Origin of the sequence: Pseudomonas sp. HLMP (assembly GCF_046365545.1) — a bacterium.
GTDB lineage: Bacteria > Pseudomonadota > Gammaproteobacteria > Pseudomonadales > Pseudomonadaceae > Aquipseudomonas > Aquipseudomonas guariconensis_B.
On record NZ_JBDLLR010000001.1, the window covers coordinates 154003 to 170295 of the forward strand.

A 16293-nucleotide genomic window follows, 5' to 3' on the forward strand; every position below is an offset into this window, starting at 1 on the left:
AGGACACGAACATGGCTGATATCTTCGACAACCCAATGGGCCTGATGGGCTTCGAATTCATCGAACTCGCCTCGCCGACCCCTGGCGTGCTGGAACCGGTATTCCAGATGCTGGGCTTCACCAAGGTGGCGACCCACCGTTCCAAGGATGTGCACCTGTATCGCCAGGGCGGCATCAACCTGATCCTGAACAACGAGCCCAAGAGCGTCGCCTCGTACTTCGCCGCCGAGCACGGCCCTTCGGTTTGCGGCATGGCGTTCCGTGTGCGTAATGCCCACGAAGCCTATGCCCGTGCCCTGGAACTGGGCGCCCAGCCGGTGGAGATCGAGACCGGGCCGATGGAACTGCGCCTGCCAGCGATCAAGGGTATCGGCGGTGCGCCGCTGTACCTGATCGACCGTTTCGAGGAAGGTAGCTCGATCTACGACATCGACTTCAAGTTCATCGAAGGCGTGGACCGCAACCCGGTCGGCGCGGGCCTGAAGATCATCGATCACCTGACCCACAACGTCTATCGCGGGCGCATGTCCTACTGGGCCGGTTTCTACGAGAAGCTGTTCAACTTCCGCGAGATCCGTTACTTCGACATCAAGGGCGAGTACACCGGCCTGACCTCGCGCGCCATGACTGCGCCCGACGGCATGATCCGCATCCCGCTGAACGAGGAGTCGTCCAAGGGGTCGGGTCAGATCGAAGAGTTCCTGATGCAGTTCAACGGCGAAGGCATCCAGCACGTGGCCTTCCTCACCGACGACCTGCTCAAGACCTGGGACGCGCTCAAGGCATATGGCATGCGTTTCATGACCGCGCCGCCGCAGACCTACTACGAGATGCTCGAGGAGCGTCTGCCAGGGCATGGCGAGCCAGTCGGCGAGTTGCAGGCACGAGGCATCCTGCTCGACGGTGCCTCGGAGGCCAACGACAAGCGCCTGCTGCTGCAGATCTTCTCCGAGACGCTGCTTGGCCCGGTGTTCTTCGAGTTCATCCAGCGCAAGGGTGACGACGGCTTCGGCGAAGGCAACTTCAAGGCCCTGTTCGAATCCATCGAGCGCGACCAGGTTCGCCGTGGCGTGCTGAACGTCGAGTAAGCGCACGGGCGTACCCCCTCATCTTTCGGTCGAGGGGGTGCGCCGGGCGTTGTTGCGTGCCCTGAAAATCCCCCAGTAGGTGATGCCCGCCGTCAGCAGGCCCACCAGTGCCAGCGAAGGCAGGACCTGCAGCGTCGATTGGCGGATCTCCTGCGCGGTGAAGCCCTTGGGGTAGCCCCCTTTCGCCGTATAGCCGTGCTTGACCGAAACCGCGCTCTTGAAGAACTCCGATTGGGAGGGCGGGCTTTCGTCGCGGCTGTCCCCCATGCTCCAGATGTACTTGTCGCCAAACTCCAGCGTGAGCAGCAGCCCGTCCTGGAAGCCATGCAGTTCGTTACGCAACTCGATGCCATAGGCGGTCGCGATGACGCCGGGGTTGGCGTGGGCGAGCCGCAGCTCGACGACCACGCCATTGGGTGTGGTGGGGGAGTTGAAATTGAGCCGGACATGTTCGGTCGGGCTGGCGAAGGCCGGGGTTTTCACCTGGACTTGCGGTACGCTGCCACAGTAGGCCTGGCCGTCCCGGGTGAGTATCAGGGCGCGGATGCGTGGGTCACTGGCGGCGAGCTGCTTGAGCGGCTCCTGGGCCTCGGCGCATGGCTTGCCGGCCAGCGACAGGGCGTTGATGGCGGCGACCTGCAGGTTGTCCAGGACCCGGTCGACGGCGAAGATGGCTTCCTGGACCGAGACACGGGCATTCTGCTCCAGCTTGCTTTCCAGCTGGTACACCATCACCAGCAGTCCCGACACCATGGGCACCAGGCCGATCGCCAGGATCAGCAGCAATTCCAGCAGGCTGCGCCCTGCATAGGTGAACCTCGACATTGGCTTGCGATCCTCCTGTCAGGCTGTCCGTGAGTGGACAGACGGCAGGAGGTTACGTCGGGCAAGAAGGGCGGGCTGTAGCCGCTATCCGCTTGTCGCGCGGGCTATCGGGCCGACCGCTGTCGGACTCATGCCGGCTTTCTCAGGCGCTCCAGCACCCGTTCCGCCACCCGTTGGCTGGAGGCCGGGTTCTGGCCGGTGATCAGCCTGTCGTCGCAGACCACGAACGCCGCCCAGGGATCGTCGTGCTTGCTGTACTTGCCGCCGCGGGCCACCAGTTCGTTCTCGGTGAGGTAGGGCACTACCTTGTCCAGCTCCGCCAGTTTCTCCTCGGTGTTGGAAAAACCGGTCACCTGGCGGTCCTTGACCAGCAGGCTGTTGTCGCTGAGCTTGACGTTGAGCAGCCCGACCACGCCATGGCATACCGCACTGACCACGCCACCGTTTTCGTAGATGCGCCGCGTCAGGTCCTGCAGGGCAGGGTTGTCCGGAAAGTCCCAGATGACCCCGTGGCCGCCGGTGTAGTAGATCGCGCAATAGTCGTTGGCCTTGGCCTGGCCGGGGCTGAGGGTGTTGCCAAGGCGATTCATGAAGGCTTTGTCGTCGTACCATTGCCAGTCCAGCTCCGGGGCCATCTGCAGGCTGTGCGGATCGATCGGTACGTAGCCGCCCAACGGGCTGACGTAATCGACCGCATAGCCGGCTTTCTGCACCTCGTCGACGAAATGCACCGCCTCGCCCAGCCACAGCCCGGTGGCCCGGTGGAGCGTCGGGTATTTCGCGGTATTGGTCAGCACCACCAGGATCTTCTTGCTCATGGCCACACTCCCAACGGCTGGAAAAGGCCCCCGGTTGCTCGGAGAACGGGGGAAAGCCTAATGAGCATAGCCGGCAATGCCAGGAAAACCATGCCCTGATAGCGCTGTGCTAGCCTTGCCCGGAATCGTTTCCATATCGCTGAAAAACCAGGGGACAGGGGCTATGACGTCGGACACTTTCATGCAGGCCGCCATCGATGAAGCGCGCCAGGGACTGGCCGAAGGTGGCATCCCGATCGGCTCGGTGCTGGTGCACCAGGGGCGGATCATCGGCCGGGGGCATAACCGCCGGGTCCAATGCGCCAGCGCCATTCTCCATGGCGAAATGGATGCCCTGGAACGGGCAGGGCGTCAGCCGGCCGAGGTCTACCGGGAGGCAACGCTTTACACCACCCTGTCGCCGTGCGCCATGTGCAGCGGCGCGATACTGCTCTACGGCATCCGCCATGTGGTGGTGGGCGAGAACCGCACGTTCATGGGCGAGGAGCAACTGCTGCAAAGCCGCGGCGTGCGCCTGGAGGTGCTGCAGGATGCCGCCTGCGAGGGGATGATGCGGGACTTCATCGCCAGCCATCCGCAACTGTGGGACGAAGACATCGGGCGTTGAGACGCCCTATCATCCTTTCCCCAGCATCTGGGCGACACGAGCCTGCAGGTGCTTGAGCTCGAAGGGTTTGCAGATCAGTTGCATGCCCGGGTCGAGAAAGCCGTTGCGGGCCATGGCCGTCTCGGCGTAGCCGGTGATGAACAGTACCTGCAGGCCGGGCCGCAGCTTGCGAGCGATCTCCGCCAGTTGCCGGCCATTCATCCCGGGTAGCCCGACATCGCTGATCATCAGGGCGATCGGTTGTGGCGAGCGCAACACCTGTAGCGCCTCGTTGGCATTGCAGGCGGTGTGGCAGGGAAAACCGTCTTCGCGCAGCGCCTGGCAGAGCAACAGGCGCACCGCCTCGTCGTCCTCGACCACCAGCACGTCGCGGTTACCGCCTGTGCTCGGCCCGGCGGTGCTGCAGGCCTGCGGCTGGGCCTGGTCAAGGTAGCGCGGCAGGTACAGGTCGACCCGCGTGCCCTGGCCGATCCGGCTGCGCAGGGACACATGGCCATGGGACTGCTTGCTGAAGCCATAGACCATCGACAGGCCAAGGCCGACGCCCTGGCCGACCGGCTTGGTACTGAAGAAGGGTTCGAAGGCCCGTTCCAGGGTTCTCTCGGACATGCCCTGGCCATCGTCGATGATGCTCAGGCACAGATAGTCGCCACTGGGCAGCCCACCTCCGCGAAAGCGTGTGGCATCGATCCGTTGGTTGCTCGCCTCGATACTCAGGTGGCCACCGCTTGGCATGGCTTCGCAGGCGTTGAGCAGCAGGTTGTCGAGGGCTTCGTGCAACTGTTTGTCGTCCGCTTCGACCAACCACAGGTCGGCTGGCAAGGTCAGGCGCACATCCACCGAGACGCCCAGGCGGGCTTGCAGGTCCTGCGGCTGCAGTAGATCGTGCAGGTCGACGATGCGGCTTTCCAGGGATTGGCGCGAGGAAAACGCCAGGAGCCGATGGGTCAGCCGGGCAGCCCGGGAAACCGCCTCCTGGCCCATGCGCAACACGCCTTCGAGTTGCTCGGTACGCCCTTGTTGCAGGCGCTTGCCGATCAGCTCGAAGCTGCCGCCGATACTGGTCAGCAGGTTGTTGAAGTCATGCGCGACGCCACCGGCCAATTGGCCGATGGCCTCCATCTTTCGGGTCTGGTGCAGCATCTGTGCATCGGCCTGGTGACGTTGCATCTCGTTTTCCAGGCGTTGCTGCAGGTCGAGCAACTGGTCGCGGGCCAGGTATTGGCGACGCCGGGTGCGCAGGGCTGCTTGGCTCAGGTTCGACAATTGCGCGGCGTCCAAGGGCAGGGGCAGCAGCCACACGTTGCCCAGCCGTGGATGGGGTGGGCCGGTGCTGGGCGAGTGCGTGTCGGCCAGTAGGACGATGGGCAGGTCCGACCATGGCGGCTGCTGGTCGATGAAACGCTGCAAGGGCGATTGCGGCCCGCATGGCAGGGCTTGCTCGGCGGCGACCAGCAGGCCGGCGCCTTCTGCCAGCCAATGGCCCAGGCGCTGCGGGTCGGTGGTGCACAGGCACTCCACGCCCACGCTTGCCAGGACACGGGAAACATCTGCAGCGATCTGCGTGGGTGCCAGGATCAGGGCACGTTCGTCCACGGCTAACGAACCGGCCAAGGTAGCTCTCCTGTGACGATGGGCTGGCGGACCGATACCCACTGGACCACGGGACGACGACCAGGGTTCAACCCAAGGTGTACGATTCCTTTACAGCCCTTGCTGCAGCAGCGGGTCGTCGGGGTTCTGCCGCTCCAGCTCGGCCAGCAGTACCTGGACGTTCTGCAACTGGCCGGTTTCCTTCCAGTACTGGATCAGCAGCACCCGTGCACGACGGTTCGCCGGCTGCCGGTCGAGCAGGGTCTGCAGCTGTTTCTGCGCGGCCTCGACCTGGTCCAGTGCATGCAGGGTCACCGCCAGCACGTAGCGATAATCGGCGTTGTCCGGTGCCAGCTCGACGGCACGGGAAAGGGCCAGCAAGGCATATTCCTGTTGCTCGTGGCGTGTCAGCCACAGGCCCAGCTCGTGCTGCAGGAAGGCGGAGTCCGGCTGCAGGGCCAGGGCCTTGGCCAGTACCTGGCGGGAGGCATCGTGCTCGCCCTGGCGCTCCAGCAGGCGCACCTGGATGGCCAGGGCGTCGAGGTCATCCGGTGCGATCTCCAGGCTGCGGCGCAGGGCAGCGGCAGCGTGCTCGTAGTCGTGCTCGTGCAGGTAGAGGCGGGCCAGGTGAACCTGGGCGGCGGCATCGTCAGCTTGCGCCGTCAATGCCTGTTGGTACTGTTCCAGGGCATGCTGGAGCGGGCCGAAGTACAGGCCGATGGCGTCTGGGTCCAGGCCCAGCAGGGCGTCCACCGCGGCGAAGCGCACGCTCTGCTCGCTGTCCTCCAGCAACGGCCCCAGCACCAGGCTGCGCTGTGCCGGGGGCAGCAGTCGGCGGATGCTGGCGATGGCGGCGCGGCGTACCAGTGGGTCGCCGTGCTCCAGGTCCAGCCGGGCCAGCTTCAACGCTTGGGGCGAGGGGTAGTTGGGAAGTTCGACATACAGCGCCGCGCGGCGGATTGGCGCCAGGTCGTTGCGCTGCAGTTGCTGGTACAGGACCCGCGCCGCGCCGGGCTGGCCTTCATGGGCCTGGCGCAGGGCCTTGGCGTAGCTTTGGGGGGGAAGGCTGGGCTGGCTCGGTGGGGCGTCGCGCCACAGGTAGCCGACCAGCACCGATGCCAGGATCAGCAGCACCAGGGCGATCAGGTAGCGGCGGCGTAGGGGCATTGGCGGGTCCGGGTCGAAGGGAAGGGCAGAGCTTGGGACAGGCGGGCGGTAAATGCAACGGGGTGTCCTGGTGGACCGGCGTAGATGCAGGGTTACGCTGGATGAACGTGTGCGTGGAAAGCACTATGCTTGCCCCATGAGTACCCCCCATGTCCTTCGCCAACCCTGCCCACCAGGCGCCTGCAACTGCGGGCGCGAACGTCTGCACGAGGGGCCGCCCCAGGTCCAGCGCATCCTGCTGCTGACCCGCCAGGAAGAAAAGCGCCTGCTCGAGCGCCTGGAAAACCTCAGGGACCTGGCCGACCTCGAGCGCCTGCAGCTTCGCATGTACGAGCAGTTGGGCATCCGTGTACGCATTGCCCCCAGTTACAACGAAGTGCGCACCATGCGCGGCATCGTCATCGAGCTGGACGACCAGCCAGGCCTGTGCCGCAAGACCCGCCAGGCGATCCCGGCCGCCATCCGCCGGGGCCTGGAGCGCAATCCCCAGGTCGCCTTCCGCCTGCTGGACGCCCACGACCTGCTGCGCGACGCCTGAGCCTCAGCGCATGGCCACCAGCTTGATGCCGAACCCCACCAGGCAGGCCCCGGCCAGGCGCTCCAGCAGGTTGGCCACACGCGGGTTGGCGCGCATGCGCTCGGCCAAGTGATGGGTCAGCAGGACTGCTGCCAGGCCATAGAGGAAGGTCAGAGCGGCCACGGTCACCGCCATGAAGGCGAACGTCAGCGCGCCCTGGTGGCGCACCGGGTCGATGAACAGTGGGAGGAACGCCATGTAGAACATGATCGCCTTGGGGTTGAGCAGGGTGATCATCATGGTCTGGCGCAGGTAGCGACCACTGGCCATCCGGCTTTCCCGCGGCGCGCCCCCGGGCTTGCTCAGCACCATGCACAGCCCGAGCCAGGCCAGGTAGGCTGCGCCGGCCCACTGCACCACATGGAACGCCGTAGGGTAGGCGGCCAGCAGTGTCGCCACCCCGGCCACGGCCAGCCACATCAGCACTTGGTCGCCGAGAATCACCCCGCACGTGGCGGCCAGGCCACCCTTGATACCGCCCTTGCCGGTGGCGGTGATCAGGGCGAAGTTGCCCGGCCCGGGGATGGCCAGGAGGATGATGAAGGCAATCACGAAAGCGCCGTAGTCGGTCACGCCGAGCATGGGGGATCTCCGGGTGGGCATCGTCGGGGGATGAATGGATATAGGCCATCATCCACCTCGCTTGCAAGGCGGACAGGGGATTTTCTAATTTTTCATGGGTGTCTTTCGTTTCCTTGGAAGCCGACCTGCGCGCCGCGCATCGGCCTTCATCATTCAAGGAGACAGGCAATGACTTCCGTTTTCGACCGCGACGACATCGTATTCCAGGTAGTGGTCAACCACGAAGAGCAATATTCCATCTGGCCTGACTACAAGGCGATTCCCAACGGTTGGCGCGCCGTGGGCAAGAGCGGCCTGAAGAAGGAGTGCCTGGCGTACATCGACGAGGTGTGGACCGACATGCGTCCCCTGAGCCTGCGCCAGAAGATGGCCGAAGCCCAGGCGCAGTGAGGCGGGCCGGTGAGCGCAGTGAACCTGTTGTGCCTGCCTTATTCCGGCGCCAGCGCCATGGTCTACAGCCGCTGGCGCCGCAAGCTACCGGCCTGGCTGCAGGTACGCCCGGTGGAGCTGCCCGGGCGCGGTGCACGCCTGGGTGAACCCCTGCAGACCGACATGCAGGCCCTGGCACGCCAGTTGGCCAGCGAACAGCGCCTCGCTGCCAGTGCCCCCTATGCGCTGCTCGGCCATAGCCTCGGCGCACTGCTGGCGTTCGAGCTGGCCCATGAGCTGCAGGCCCTGGGCTGCCCGGCGCCGCTGGCGCTGTTCGCTTGCGGTACCGCCGCGCCGACCCGTCGCGAGGACTACGACGGCAAGCACTGGCGCGACCCCAAGTGCGACGACGAACTGCTCGCCGAGCTGCGCGAGTTGCAGGGGACGCCCGAGGAGGTGCTGGCCAACCAGGAGCTGATGAGCCTGACCCTACCGATCCTGCGCGCCGACTTCCTGCTGTGTGGCCGTTACGCCTATCGTCAGCGCTCGCCGCTGCAGTGTCCCGTGCATGTCCTGGGCGGCGAGGACGACCGGGCCAGCGAGGAGCAGTTGCTGGCCTGGCGCAGGGAAACCGTGGGCGACTTCTCCCTGGCGCTGTTTCCCGGTGGACATTTCTTCATTCATGAGCACGAAGACCGCGTGCTCGGCAGGCTGGCCGAGTCCCTCGAGCCGCTGCGCCTGTCCGCCTGATTGACGTCGCCCCCACCCTTGGTGGATCGTTGTGGCCCATCGCGGGCCACTCCTATTCCCAGGCAAAAGGGCAGACAATGCTGATCGATCCTCACAACGCCACGCTGCTGGTCGTCGACATCCAGGAAAAACTCATCGGTGCCATGAGCGACCCGCAGGGTACCCGGGCGCGGGCCCGCTGGTTGCTGGCCGCGACAGCGGACCTCGCGCTGCCGACGGTGATTTCCGAGCAGTACCCCAAGGGTCTGGGCCCGACCCTGGCAGAGCTCAAGGCAGCCTCGCCGGCGGCCGAGGTGGTGGAAAAGCTGTATTTCTCCTGCGTGGCCGCCGAGTGCCTGCCCGCCAGCCTGATGGCGCGCGAGCAGGTCATCGTCTGCGGCATGGAGACCCACGTCTGCGTGCTGCAGACGGTGCTCGGCCTGTTGGCCCAGGGCAAGCAGGTGTTCGTGGTCGAGGACGCCTGCGACAGCCGCACGCCGGCCAGCAAGGCGGCGGGCCTGGCGCGCATGCGCGATGCCGGGGCGCAATTGGTCACCCGCGAGATGGTGCTGTTCGAGCTGATGGGCAGTGCCAACCACCCGCTGTTCCGCCATATCAGCAAGACCTACCTGGTGGGCGAGCAGCCTTGAGCGAAACCACCGTCTGGCGCCAGGTACTGCTGGGGGCGGCGATCCTGGCGTTGCTGCAGGGGTGTGCCACGCCCGGTGGCGAGCCGGTGGCCGACCCGGCCAAGGTGCAGGCCCAGGTCAAGCGCCTGCTGCCCGCGTCAGTGCGCGATCGCGACGGTTGGGCGCGGGATATCCAGACAGCGTTCAGTGCCCAGCGCCTGGCGCCGAGCAAGAGCAACCTGTGCGCGGTGCTGGCGGTGACCGAGCAGGAGTCGACGTTCAATGCCGACCCCCAGGTCCCCAACCTGGGGCGCATCGTGCGGGAGGAGATCGACCGGCGCGCCGCGCGCCTGCATGTGCCAGGCATGCTGGTGGAGGCTGCCTTGCAGACGCCCTCGAGCAATGGCCAGACCTACCAGCAGCGGCTGCTCTCGGTGCGCAGTGAGCGGCAGTTGAGCGGCCTGTTCGACGACTTCATCGCCGGCCTGCCGCTCGGCCGTACCCTGCTCGGTGGCCTCAACCCGGTGCGCACCGGTGGGCCGATGCAGGTCAGTATCGATTTCGCCGAGCGCCATGCCGAGGGCTATCCCTATGCCTACGAGGGCTCCATTCGCCAGGAGGTCTTCACCCGGCGTGGCGGCCTGTACTTCGGTATCGCCCACCTGCTGGGCTACCCCAGCCACTACGAGCGCCAGCTGTACCGCTTCGCAGATTTCAATGCCGGGTGGTACGCCAGCCGCAACGCAGCGTTCCAGGCGGCGCTGAGCCGGGTGACGGGCCAGACGCTGGCGCTCGACGGCGACCTGGTCGCTCCGGGTGCGATCATGCCCGGCCATACCGAGCAGGCGGCGCGCAAGCTGGGGGTGAAGCTTGGGCTGCGCAACCCGCAGATCCGCAGCCAGTTGGAGGAGGGCGAGCGCCTGGCGTTCGAGGAAACGGCCCTGTACCGCGGGGTGTTCGCCCTGGCCGATGCGGCAGCGGGCAAGCCCATGCCTCGGGCGGTGCTACCGGGCATCGAGCTCAAGAGCCCGAAGATCACCCGCAAGCTGACCACGGCGTGGTTCGCGGGGAGGGTGGACGAGCGTTATCGGCGGTGCATGCAGCGGTGATCATGGGGCTGCGCAGCAGCCCCAGATGGCCCTCGATGAAAGCCCGCCTGCAACAAGGCCCCAGGCAATCAGAGGGTCAACGCTCCGACCACCTGGTCGACACTGGCCTTGAGCCCGGCCACGGCATCCGCCGGGTCACTGTCCACGACCAGCAGCCTGGCGCCGGCGGCCTCGATCACCTTGGCCACCGCTGGGTCCGGCTGGCGGTGATGCAGCACCAGGGCCACGTCCTGGGCCGCGAGGTTGTCGCCCAGGGCCTTGAGCGCCGCCTCGTCCCATTTGTCTTCGGCCGGCAGCGGCTGCTCCACCACGTCCAGGTTGAGGCCGCTGGCCAGGTAGCCCAAGCGTTCGGACAAGCTCACCACGCTGAGGTTGTCGGCCTCGGCCAGGCGTGTCTGGCTGCTGGAGGCCAGCTCCAGCAACTGGCGCTTGAGGCCGGCGAGGTTGGCCTGGATCTTCGCTTTGTCGGCCGGCGACAGGCGCTCGAGATCGTTGGCCAGCACATCGGCCATGCGCCCCAGGTTGGTCGGGTTGAGCCAGGGGTAGGCCGCGAAGGCGTCGTCACCCTTGACCGCGATACCCGGCAGGGCACCGTCCACCGGGCGCGCAGCGTCGATCTCGACGATGCGGATGTTGCTGCGCCGGGCCATGGGGTAGAGCGGGTCGTCGCGCCAGATCGAGCGCAGGCCGATCACTGCGTCGGCCTGCTGCGCCGCCTTCTGCAGGCTGGCGCCACCGCGGCCGCTGAAGTACGACGGTTGGCGGCTGGCCGGCAGGTTGGCCGGGGCGGCGCGCTTGAGCTGCACGGTGGTGCCGTCGAGCAGGGCGACCGCCAGGCTGTGGGTCACCGGCAGGGTGGTCAGCACTTGCGTGGCCGCGACCTGCCCGGTGCGCGCGGTCGGTTGTGCCGCCAGGGCGAGGGAGGGCAGGCCGGCCAGGGCGAGGGCCAGGGTCAGGTGCTTGAGGCTCAGGGTCATGCCGGGTTTCCTTGCAGGCGTGGAACGAGGGCGCGGGCCAGGGCGGCGAGGGCGAAGCATGCGCCGGCGACCAGGATGATCGCGGCGCCCGATGGCACGGGCAGGTCGAAGACGATCGGCAGGAGGATGCCGAGCAGGGTGCTCAGGGTGGCGATGACCACCGAGGCGAAGAAGAACCCCTTGAGCGACTGGCTGACCAGGCGCGCGGCAGCGGCCGGGATCACCAGCAGGGCGCCGACCAGGATCGCGCCGATCACCTTCACCGAGGCCACGGTGACCAGGGTCACCAGCACCACGAACAGGTAGTCCAGCGTCTTCACCGCCACCCCGCGCACCGCAGCCAGTTGCGGGTTGAAGCTGGCCAGCATGATGCGGTTGTACAGCGGCACGGCCAGGGCCAGCACCAGGAGTGCGACGATGCCCAGCACCACCAGGTCCTGGGCGCTGACGGTCAGCACCGAACCGAACAGCACGTTCTCCAGGATATGCACGTTGATCTTGCCGGCCAGCATCAACAACAGGCTCGCCCCCAGGGCCAGGGAGACCGAGAGGAACACGCCGATCAGCGTATCCGGCGACAGCCCCGTGCGGTTGCGCAGGAAGTTGAGCAGGATGCCGAACAGCAGGCAGTAGCCGAACAGGCTGCCATAGGGGCCGGTGTACGGCTCGCCGAGCAGGATGCCGATGGCCACGCCGGTGAGCGCGGCGTGGCCGACCGCCTCGGAGAAAAAGGCGAAGCGCTTGACCACCACCAGGGTACCCAGGCCGCCGAGTACCGGGCCGATCATCAGGCCGGCGAGCAGTGCGTTGACCACGAAACCGTAGGCCAGGGCCTCGGGCAGGTAGCCAGCCGTGGCCCAGTCCTGGACCAGCTGGCGGAAAGCTTCATAGCTCATCAGGCAAGGTTCTCGCTGCGAGGGTGGACGGAGAACAGCCCGAGCAGGCGCTCCGGGGTCAGGGCCTGGGCGGGCGGAGCATCGAACAGCACCTGGCGGCTCAGGCCCGTGACCCGGTCGGCCAGGCGCAGTACCGCCTCGAGGTCGTGCTCGATCCACAGCACCGTGGTGCCGGCCTGGCGCCAGCTGTGCAGCAGCTGTTCGAACACCTGGATACCGGCCTCGTCGAGGGCCGACATGGGCTCATCGAGCACCAGCAGTTGCGGCTCGGGGATCAGCCCCTGGGCCAGCAGCACACGCTGGCGCTCGCCACCGGACAAGGCGCCCATGCGCCGCTTGCGCTTGTCGAGCATGCCGACCCGCTCCAGGGCGGCGTCGATGGCCGGGCGGATGCGCCGGGACAGGCCGAGAAACGCCGGGCGGCGCTGGCACATGGAGGCCATGAAATCGTCCACGGTCATCGGCAGGCCACGGTCGAACTCCAGGGCCTGGGGCACGTAGCCGATCACCTCCTGCTCGCTTGGCCAGTGCAGGGTCAGTTGGCCTTGGTGCGGCATCTGCCCGAGCAGGGTCTTGATCAGCGAGCTCTTGCCGCCGCCGTTGGGGCCGACGATGGCGTGCACGCTGCCGGCGGCGACGCTGAAGGCGACCTGCTCGAGGATGCGTGTGCGGCCCAGGGTCAGGTCGATGCCGGCGAACTCGATGCGCGGCCCGCAGGGCGCGGCGAGGTTGGCGGCCGCGGTCATGCGCGGTTCTCCTGGATGGCCTTGACCACGGTGTCGAGGTTGCGTTTCATCTCCACCTCGTACTTGTCCTTGGTGTAGTCGCCATAGGAAATGTGGGTCAGCGGATAGATGTGCACGCCGGACTCGCGCTGGATGGTGTCCACGTAGGCGGACGGGAAGTCCATCTCCGAGAAGATCACCTTCACGTCCAGGGCCTTGAGCTGGTCGATGGTCTTCTTCAACTGCGCTGGGCTCGGCTCGATGCCGTGGGCCGGCTCGACCACTGCGGTGACCTCCAGGCCGAAGTCGCGCACCAGGTAGTCGTAGGCGGCGTGGATGGTGGCCACGCGGAAGTCGGCGTTCGGCGCCTCGGTGACCTTGGCCAGGGCCTCGGCGCGCAGGGCACGCAGGCGTTTGGCGTAGGCGCGGGCGTTCTGCCGGTAGACGGCGGCGTTGTCCGGGTCGAGCTTGCCCAGTTCGCGGGCGATGTTGTTGACCTGGGCGATGGTGGCGCTGATCGACAGGAATGTGTGCGGGTTGACCACTTTGCCAGCCCCCCGGGCGGCGATGCCGGTGGCGGCCAGCAGCGGCACGTTCGCGTTGGCCTCGATGGTCTTGATCTGGGGCTTCTCGCTGGCGGCGATCATGCGGTCGGCGAAGTCGTCGTGGCCGATGCCATTGAGCACGACCACGTCCAGGGTGCCAATGCGCTTGATGTCCTCGGCGCGCGGTTCATAGGCATGGGGATTGAAGCCGGCCGGGATCAGCGGCACCACCTCGGCCTTGTCGCCGACGATGTTGCTCACATAGCTGTAGTAGGGGTGCAGGGTGATGCCGATGCGCAGGGGCTTGCCGTTGTCGGCCTGGGCCAGGGCCGGCAGGACGCAGGCCAGAAGCAGGGGGAGGACGCGGCGGGCGAGGGCGGAGCGGAACATGGAGGAGTCCTTGGGTTCAGTGGCGGTGTTGGCGGGTGACCCCGGCGTCGTAGTGGCTGACCACCTGCTGCCAGCCGGCGGCGATCAAGGCCTCCTGGCCCAGGTCGGCGGGTGGCGTGGCGGTACCGTCGCGGCGTAGCCAGACATCAGGGTGGCTGTCGCCGTCAGGCGGCAGGACCAGCAGGAAGCTGCCGGCCACCTGGGCATCCTGGCTGCGGCCGAGGTAGGCGCCGGCGTCGAGCCACTGCCATTGGTGGTTGCCACGGCTCGCGCTACTGGCGTCGGCGACGAAGGGCGGCAGGCCATCCTCGGCCAGTGCCTCGACCTGTGGCGCTTGGCTTTGCTCTTCGCGCAGCGCCTGGATTTCGTCGAAGGCGACCCACAGGTCGGTATAGATGCCCTGTTCCGCGGCATTGAGGTCGCGGCGCACATCGAGCTGGTGGCTGGCCACGGCCTGCTCGTCCTGGCGCTCGCCCCGCAACCCCACCACCGTGGCGGCGAGCACCACGATCAGCACGGCGGCCAACAGCACGTACAGGGTTTCATGCCCGGCGCCTGCCGGGCGCACCAACTGGGCGCGACTCATGGTTCACCGATATCGGCGTAGTCCACTTCCACCACGTGGCCGGGCCCAGCATCGAACAGCACGTAGAACTCGCCGTCGGGGCGCTTGAAGGTCAGGGTCGAGTCATCACCGAGCTTGCCGCCGACCAGCACCTGTTCGTCGTAGCCGATCACGTCGAGGGTCACCCCCGGTGCGCCGCTGCCATCGGAGAAGCCGCCGGTGCACTTGATCTGGTCGCCGTCGACTGGCTCGCACTCGCACATGGGGTTGTGGGCCAGGGCGGGCGTGGCGGCCAGCATCAGCAGGGGCAGGGCGAGCCTGCGCATCAGGTGTTTCATTTCTTGCCTCCTTGTTTCTCGAGCCAGGCCACGGTGGCTGGCGACGCCTTGGCCAGCGGGACCGAGGCCTGGTGCATGCTGCCGTCCCAGCCTTCGATGGTGATCCAGATGTCGGCGTCGGGGCGGGTGCGCGGCGGGACCGGCAGCGAGGTACCCATGCGGTATGGCGCGCCGAAGAACAACGTGCCGGCGGCGCGCAGGCTGCGGGGCTTGCCGATGCGCAGGTAGACGGCCTTGGCGCCGTCGATGCAGGTCTTGCACAGTGCGGCGTTGAAGCTCTTGAAATAGCCCGCCGGGCCATTGGCCTGCGGTGGCTGGTCGCGCAGCTCGGCCAGGTCCAGGCTGTACGGGCCGACCTGGATGCCGCTGATCTGGTTCACGCCCAACCCAGCCTCGCCGCGAAACAGCTTGGCGTCGGCGAAGTACTTGGGCATGAAGCCCAGGGGAATGAGGATCAGCAGGATGTTCAGGTGGAAGCGCCACTTCAGCCAGAACTGCTTCAGGGGGCTGGCGGGCAGGGTCTGTGCCTGGCTCATGGCTGGATCTCCACGGTGGTTTCGCTATGTGCCTTGCGTGGCCGGGCCTCGCGCTCGCCGCGCTTGAGGGCGGCGGCGGTGGCCTGGGCGGTGCGCTTGGTCCAGATCAGCAGGCCGCTGAACACCATCAGGGTCAGGATCAGGCCGAAGAACGCCCAGATGAGCTTGATCGGCAAGCCGCCGAAGTCGCCGGTGTGCAGCGGGCGCATGGACTCGGTGACGAACTCCAGGGTCGAGCGGTCCGAGAGCAGGAACTGGCTGTCGACGTTACGGGTATAGGGGTTGACCTCGGCGGTCTGGAACATCAGCGGGTACCAGCCGCGCCCACCCATGCTGATGTGGCTGTAGGCGGTGCCTGGCAAGGAGATGAAGGTGATGTCCAGGCCGGGGATCGCCGTGGTGGCGATGCGCTGGGCCTCGTTCAGGTCGATGCGAGGGGCAGGGCTGCCGTCCTCGGTGCGAGGTACGTCCTCGCGGGCGATCACTGGCACCACGGGTTCGGTGGAGATCGTGATGTGGTTGTCGGCGAGGATCGCCTGGATCAGGAACCAGGTGCCGGTGATGGAGATCACCGCGATGAACCAGATCGACCAGACACCGGCCAGGCGGTGCAGGTCGCCCCAGAAGATCCGCGGCCCATGGCTACGCCGCGGCAGCTTGAAGAAGCCTTTCCAGAACTTCTTGTAGACCACCAGGCCGGTGACCAGCGAGGCCAGCATCGGCAGGCCCAGCAGCGAGACCAGGTACCAGCCCCAACTGTAGCCGTTGGTGAACGGCACCAGCCACCAGCCGTGCAGGGCGCGGGTGAAGGCTTCGAAGTTGAAGTCCGGCATCTTGCCCTGGATCGCGCCGGTATAGGGGTTGACGTAGAGCGTCCGTGACGTGCCGTCGGCGAGGGTGGCGCTGGCGGTCAGTGCGAAGTGCGAACCATCCGGCTGGCTCAGGGAGCGCACCACCATGTCCGGCTCGGCCTTGTGCATGGCGTCGAGCACCTGTTGGAAGCTCAGGCGCTCGGCATCGTCGTTGGGCTTGGTCGCACGCACGTCGGGGTTCGCCAGCCAGACGATCTCCTGGCTGACCACGGCCAGCATGCCGGTGAAACAGACGATCAGGACGAAGAACCAGATCGGCAGGGCGAGCCAGCTGTGGACGAGGAACCACAGCTTGGACTTGGATTTTTTCGTTTGTCGGGCCATCGGTCGGTCTTCTGAAAAATGAGGGTCGAGTC

At 66.7% G+C, this 16293-nt stretch carries 20 protein-coding genes; 7 read left to right on the plus strand and 13 right to left on the minus strand.

The window, feature by feature from the left end:
• Positions 1 to 11 precede the first annotated feature (11 nt).
• Complete coding sequence (gene hppD, locus ABFA30_RS00865) at positions 12 to 1088, plus strand: 4-hydroxyphenylpyruvate dioxygenase (RefSeq protein ID WP_225790322.1); 1077 nt, start codon at positions 12 to 14, stop codon at positions 1086 to 1088.
• A gap of 18 nt (positions 1089 to 1106) precedes the next feature.
• Here hppD and ABFA30_RS00870 read toward each other — a convergent pair whose 3' ends face one another.
• Positions 1107 to 1913, minus strand: a complete 807-nt coding sequence (locus ABFA30_RS00870) for a CSS-motif domain-containing protein (RefSeq protein WP_225790323.1) — start codon at positions 1911 to 1913, stop codon at positions 1107 to 1109.
• A 128-nt stretch (positions 1914 to 2041) separates the two neighbouring features.
• A complete protein-coding gene (locus ABFA30_RS00875) occupies positions 2042 to 2731 on the minus strand; it encodes a type 1 glutamine amidotransferase domain-containing protein (protein ID WP_225790324.1) in 690 nt (229 codons plus the stop codon).
• Between the two features lie 163 nt (positions 2732 to 2894).
• On the opposite strand from ABFA30_RS00875, the gene ABFA30_RS00880 reads away from it, so the two are divergent.
• Positions 2895 to 3338 carry a nucleoside deaminase gene (locus ABFA30_RS00880; protein WP_225790325.1) on the plus strand — a complete coding sequence of 148 codons (444 nt, stop codon included), beginning with the start codon at positions 2895 to 2897 and terminating at the stop codon, positions 3336 to 3338.
• A 9-nt stretch (positions 3339 to 3347) separates the two neighbouring features.
• Here the strand turns inward: ABFA30_RS00880 and ABFA30_RS00885 are convergent, their stop codons facing one another.
• Together ABFA30_RS00885 and ABFA30_RS00890 are read right to left on the minus strand one after the other, a co-directional pair.
• Entirely contained in the window at positions 3348 to 4952 is a 1605-nt protein-coding gene (locus tag ABFA30_RS00885; protein ID WP_410045062.1) for an ATP-binding protein, read from the minus strand.
• Positions 4953 to 5042: 90 nt separating this feature from the next.
• Positions 5043 to 6098: a hypothetical protein gene (locus ABFA30_RS00890; RefSeq protein WP_410045063.1), complete on the minus strand. Its 1056-nt coding sequence runs from the start codon at positions 6096 to 6098 to the stop codon at positions 5043 to 5045.
• Positions 6099 to 6234: 136 nt separating this feature from the next.
• Here ABFA30_RS00890 and ABFA30_RS00895 point away from each other — a divergent pair, with 136 nt between their 5' ends.
• On the plus strand, positions 6235 to 6636 hold the full coding sequence (locus tag ABFA30_RS00895) for a hypothetical protein (protein WP_410045064.1): 402 nt from the start codon (positions 6235 to 6237) through the stop codon (positions 6634 to 6636).
• 3 nt (positions 6637 to 6639) lie between these two features.
• On the opposite strand, the gene ABFA30_RS00900 is transcribed toward ABFA30_RS00895, so the two are convergent.
• Positions 6640 to 7257, minus strand: a complete 618-nt coding sequence (locus tag ABFA30_RS00900) for a LysE family transporter (RefSeq protein ID WP_410045065.1) — start codon at positions 7255 to 7257, stop codon at positions 6640 to 6642.
• 168 nt (positions 7258 to 7425) lie between these two features.
• Between ABFA30_RS00900 and ABFA30_RS00905 the strand changes: the two genes are divergently transcribed.
• The 4 genes from ABFA30_RS00905 to ABFA30_RS00920 all read left to right on the plus strand — a co-directional run bounded on the left by ABFA30_RS00905 (position 7426) and on the right by ABFA30_RS00920 (position 10093).
• Positions 7426 to 7647, plus strand: coding sequence for an MbtH family protein (locus tag ABFA30_RS00905; RefSeq protein WP_225790330.1), 222 nt, complete (start codon positions 7426 to 7428; stop codon positions 7645 to 7647).
• 9 nt (positions 7648 to 7656) lie between these two features.
• A complete protein-coding gene (locus tag ABFA30_RS00910) occupies positions 7657 to 8376 on the plus strand; it encodes a thioesterase II family protein (RefSeq protein WP_225790331.1) in 720 nt (239 codons plus the stop codon).
• A gap of 77 nt (positions 8377 to 8453) precedes the next feature.
• On the plus strand, positions 8454 to 9005 hold the full coding sequence (locus ABFA30_RS00915; RefSeq protein ID WP_225790332.1) for a hydrolase: 552 nt from the start codon (positions 8454 to 8456) through the stop codon (positions 9003 to 9005).
• Positions 9002 to 10093, plus strand: a complete 1092-nt coding sequence (locus ABFA30_RS00920) for a DUF1615 domain-containing protein (RefSeq protein WP_410045066.1) — start codon at positions 9002 to 9004, stop codon at positions 10091 to 10093. The genes ABFA30_RS00915 and ABFA30_RS00920 overlap by 4 nt, the downstream gene beginning before the upstream one ends.
• A 68-nt stretch (positions 10094 to 10161) precedes the next feature.
• Here the strand turns inward: ABFA30_RS00920 and ABFA30_RS00925 are convergent, their stop codons facing one another.
• Genes ABFA30_RS00925 through ABFA30_RS00960 form a run of 8 tightly spaced genes read right to left on the minus strand, consistent with a single transcriptional unit; the run spans position 10162 to position 16261 of the window.
• Positions 10162 to 11064, minus strand: a complete 903-nt coding sequence (locus ABFA30_RS00925) for a metal ABC transporter substrate-binding protein (protein WP_410046021.1) — start codon at positions 11062 to 11064, stop codon at positions 10162 to 10164.
• A gap of 2 nt (positions 11065 to 11066) precedes the next feature.
• Positions 11067 to 11966, minus strand: coding sequence for a metal ABC transporter permease (locus ABFA30_RS00930; protein ID WP_225790333.1), 900 nt, complete (start codon positions 11964 to 11966; stop codon positions 11067 to 11069).
• Positions 11966 to 12712 carry a metal ABC transporter ATP-binding protein gene (locus ABFA30_RS00935; protein WP_253081084.1) on the minus strand — a complete coding sequence of 249 codons (747 nt, stop codon included), beginning with the start codon at positions 12710 to 12712 and terminating at the stop codon, positions 11966 to 11968. The genes ABFA30_RS00930 and ABFA30_RS00935 overlap by 1 nt, the downstream gene beginning before the upstream one ends.
• Positions 12709 to 13626, minus strand: coding sequence for a metal ABC transporter substrate-binding protein (locus tag ABFA30_RS00940; protein WP_225790335.1), 918 nt, complete (start codon positions 13624 to 13626; stop codon positions 12709 to 12711). The genes ABFA30_RS00935 and ABFA30_RS00940 overlap by 4 nt, the downstream gene beginning before the upstream one ends.
• A 16-nt stretch (positions 13627 to 13642) precedes the next feature.
• Positions 13643 to 14212 carry a DUF6162 family protein gene (locus ABFA30_RS00945; RefSeq protein ID WP_225790336.1) on the minus strand — a complete coding sequence of 190 codons (570 nt, stop codon included), beginning with the start codon at positions 14210 to 14212 and terminating at the stop codon, positions 13643 to 13645.
• The gene (locus ABFA30_RS00950; RefSeq protein WP_225790337.1) at positions 14209 to 14529 is read right to left on the minus strand and encodes a hypothetical protein; all 321 of its coding nucleotides are present in this window, start codon (positions 14527 to 14529) and stop codon (positions 14209 to 14211) included. The genes ABFA30_RS00945 and ABFA30_RS00950 overlap by 4 nt, the downstream gene beginning before the upstream one ends.
• A complete protein-coding gene (locus ABFA30_RS00955; protein ID WP_410045067.1) occupies positions 14526 to 15065 on the minus strand; it encodes a thiamine pyrophosphate-binding protein in 540 nt (179 codons plus the stop codon). Before ABFA30_RS00955 ends, ABFA30_RS00950 begins: the two co-directional genes overlap by 4 nt.
• Entirely contained in the window at positions 15062 to 16261 is a 1200-nt protein-coding gene (locus ABFA30_RS00960) for a PepSY-associated TM helix domain-containing protein (RefSeq protein ID WP_225790339.1), read from the minus strand. The genes ABFA30_RS00955 and ABFA30_RS00960 overlap by 4 nt, the downstream gene beginning before the upstream one ends.
• Positions 16262 to 16293 lie beyond the last annotated feature (32 nt).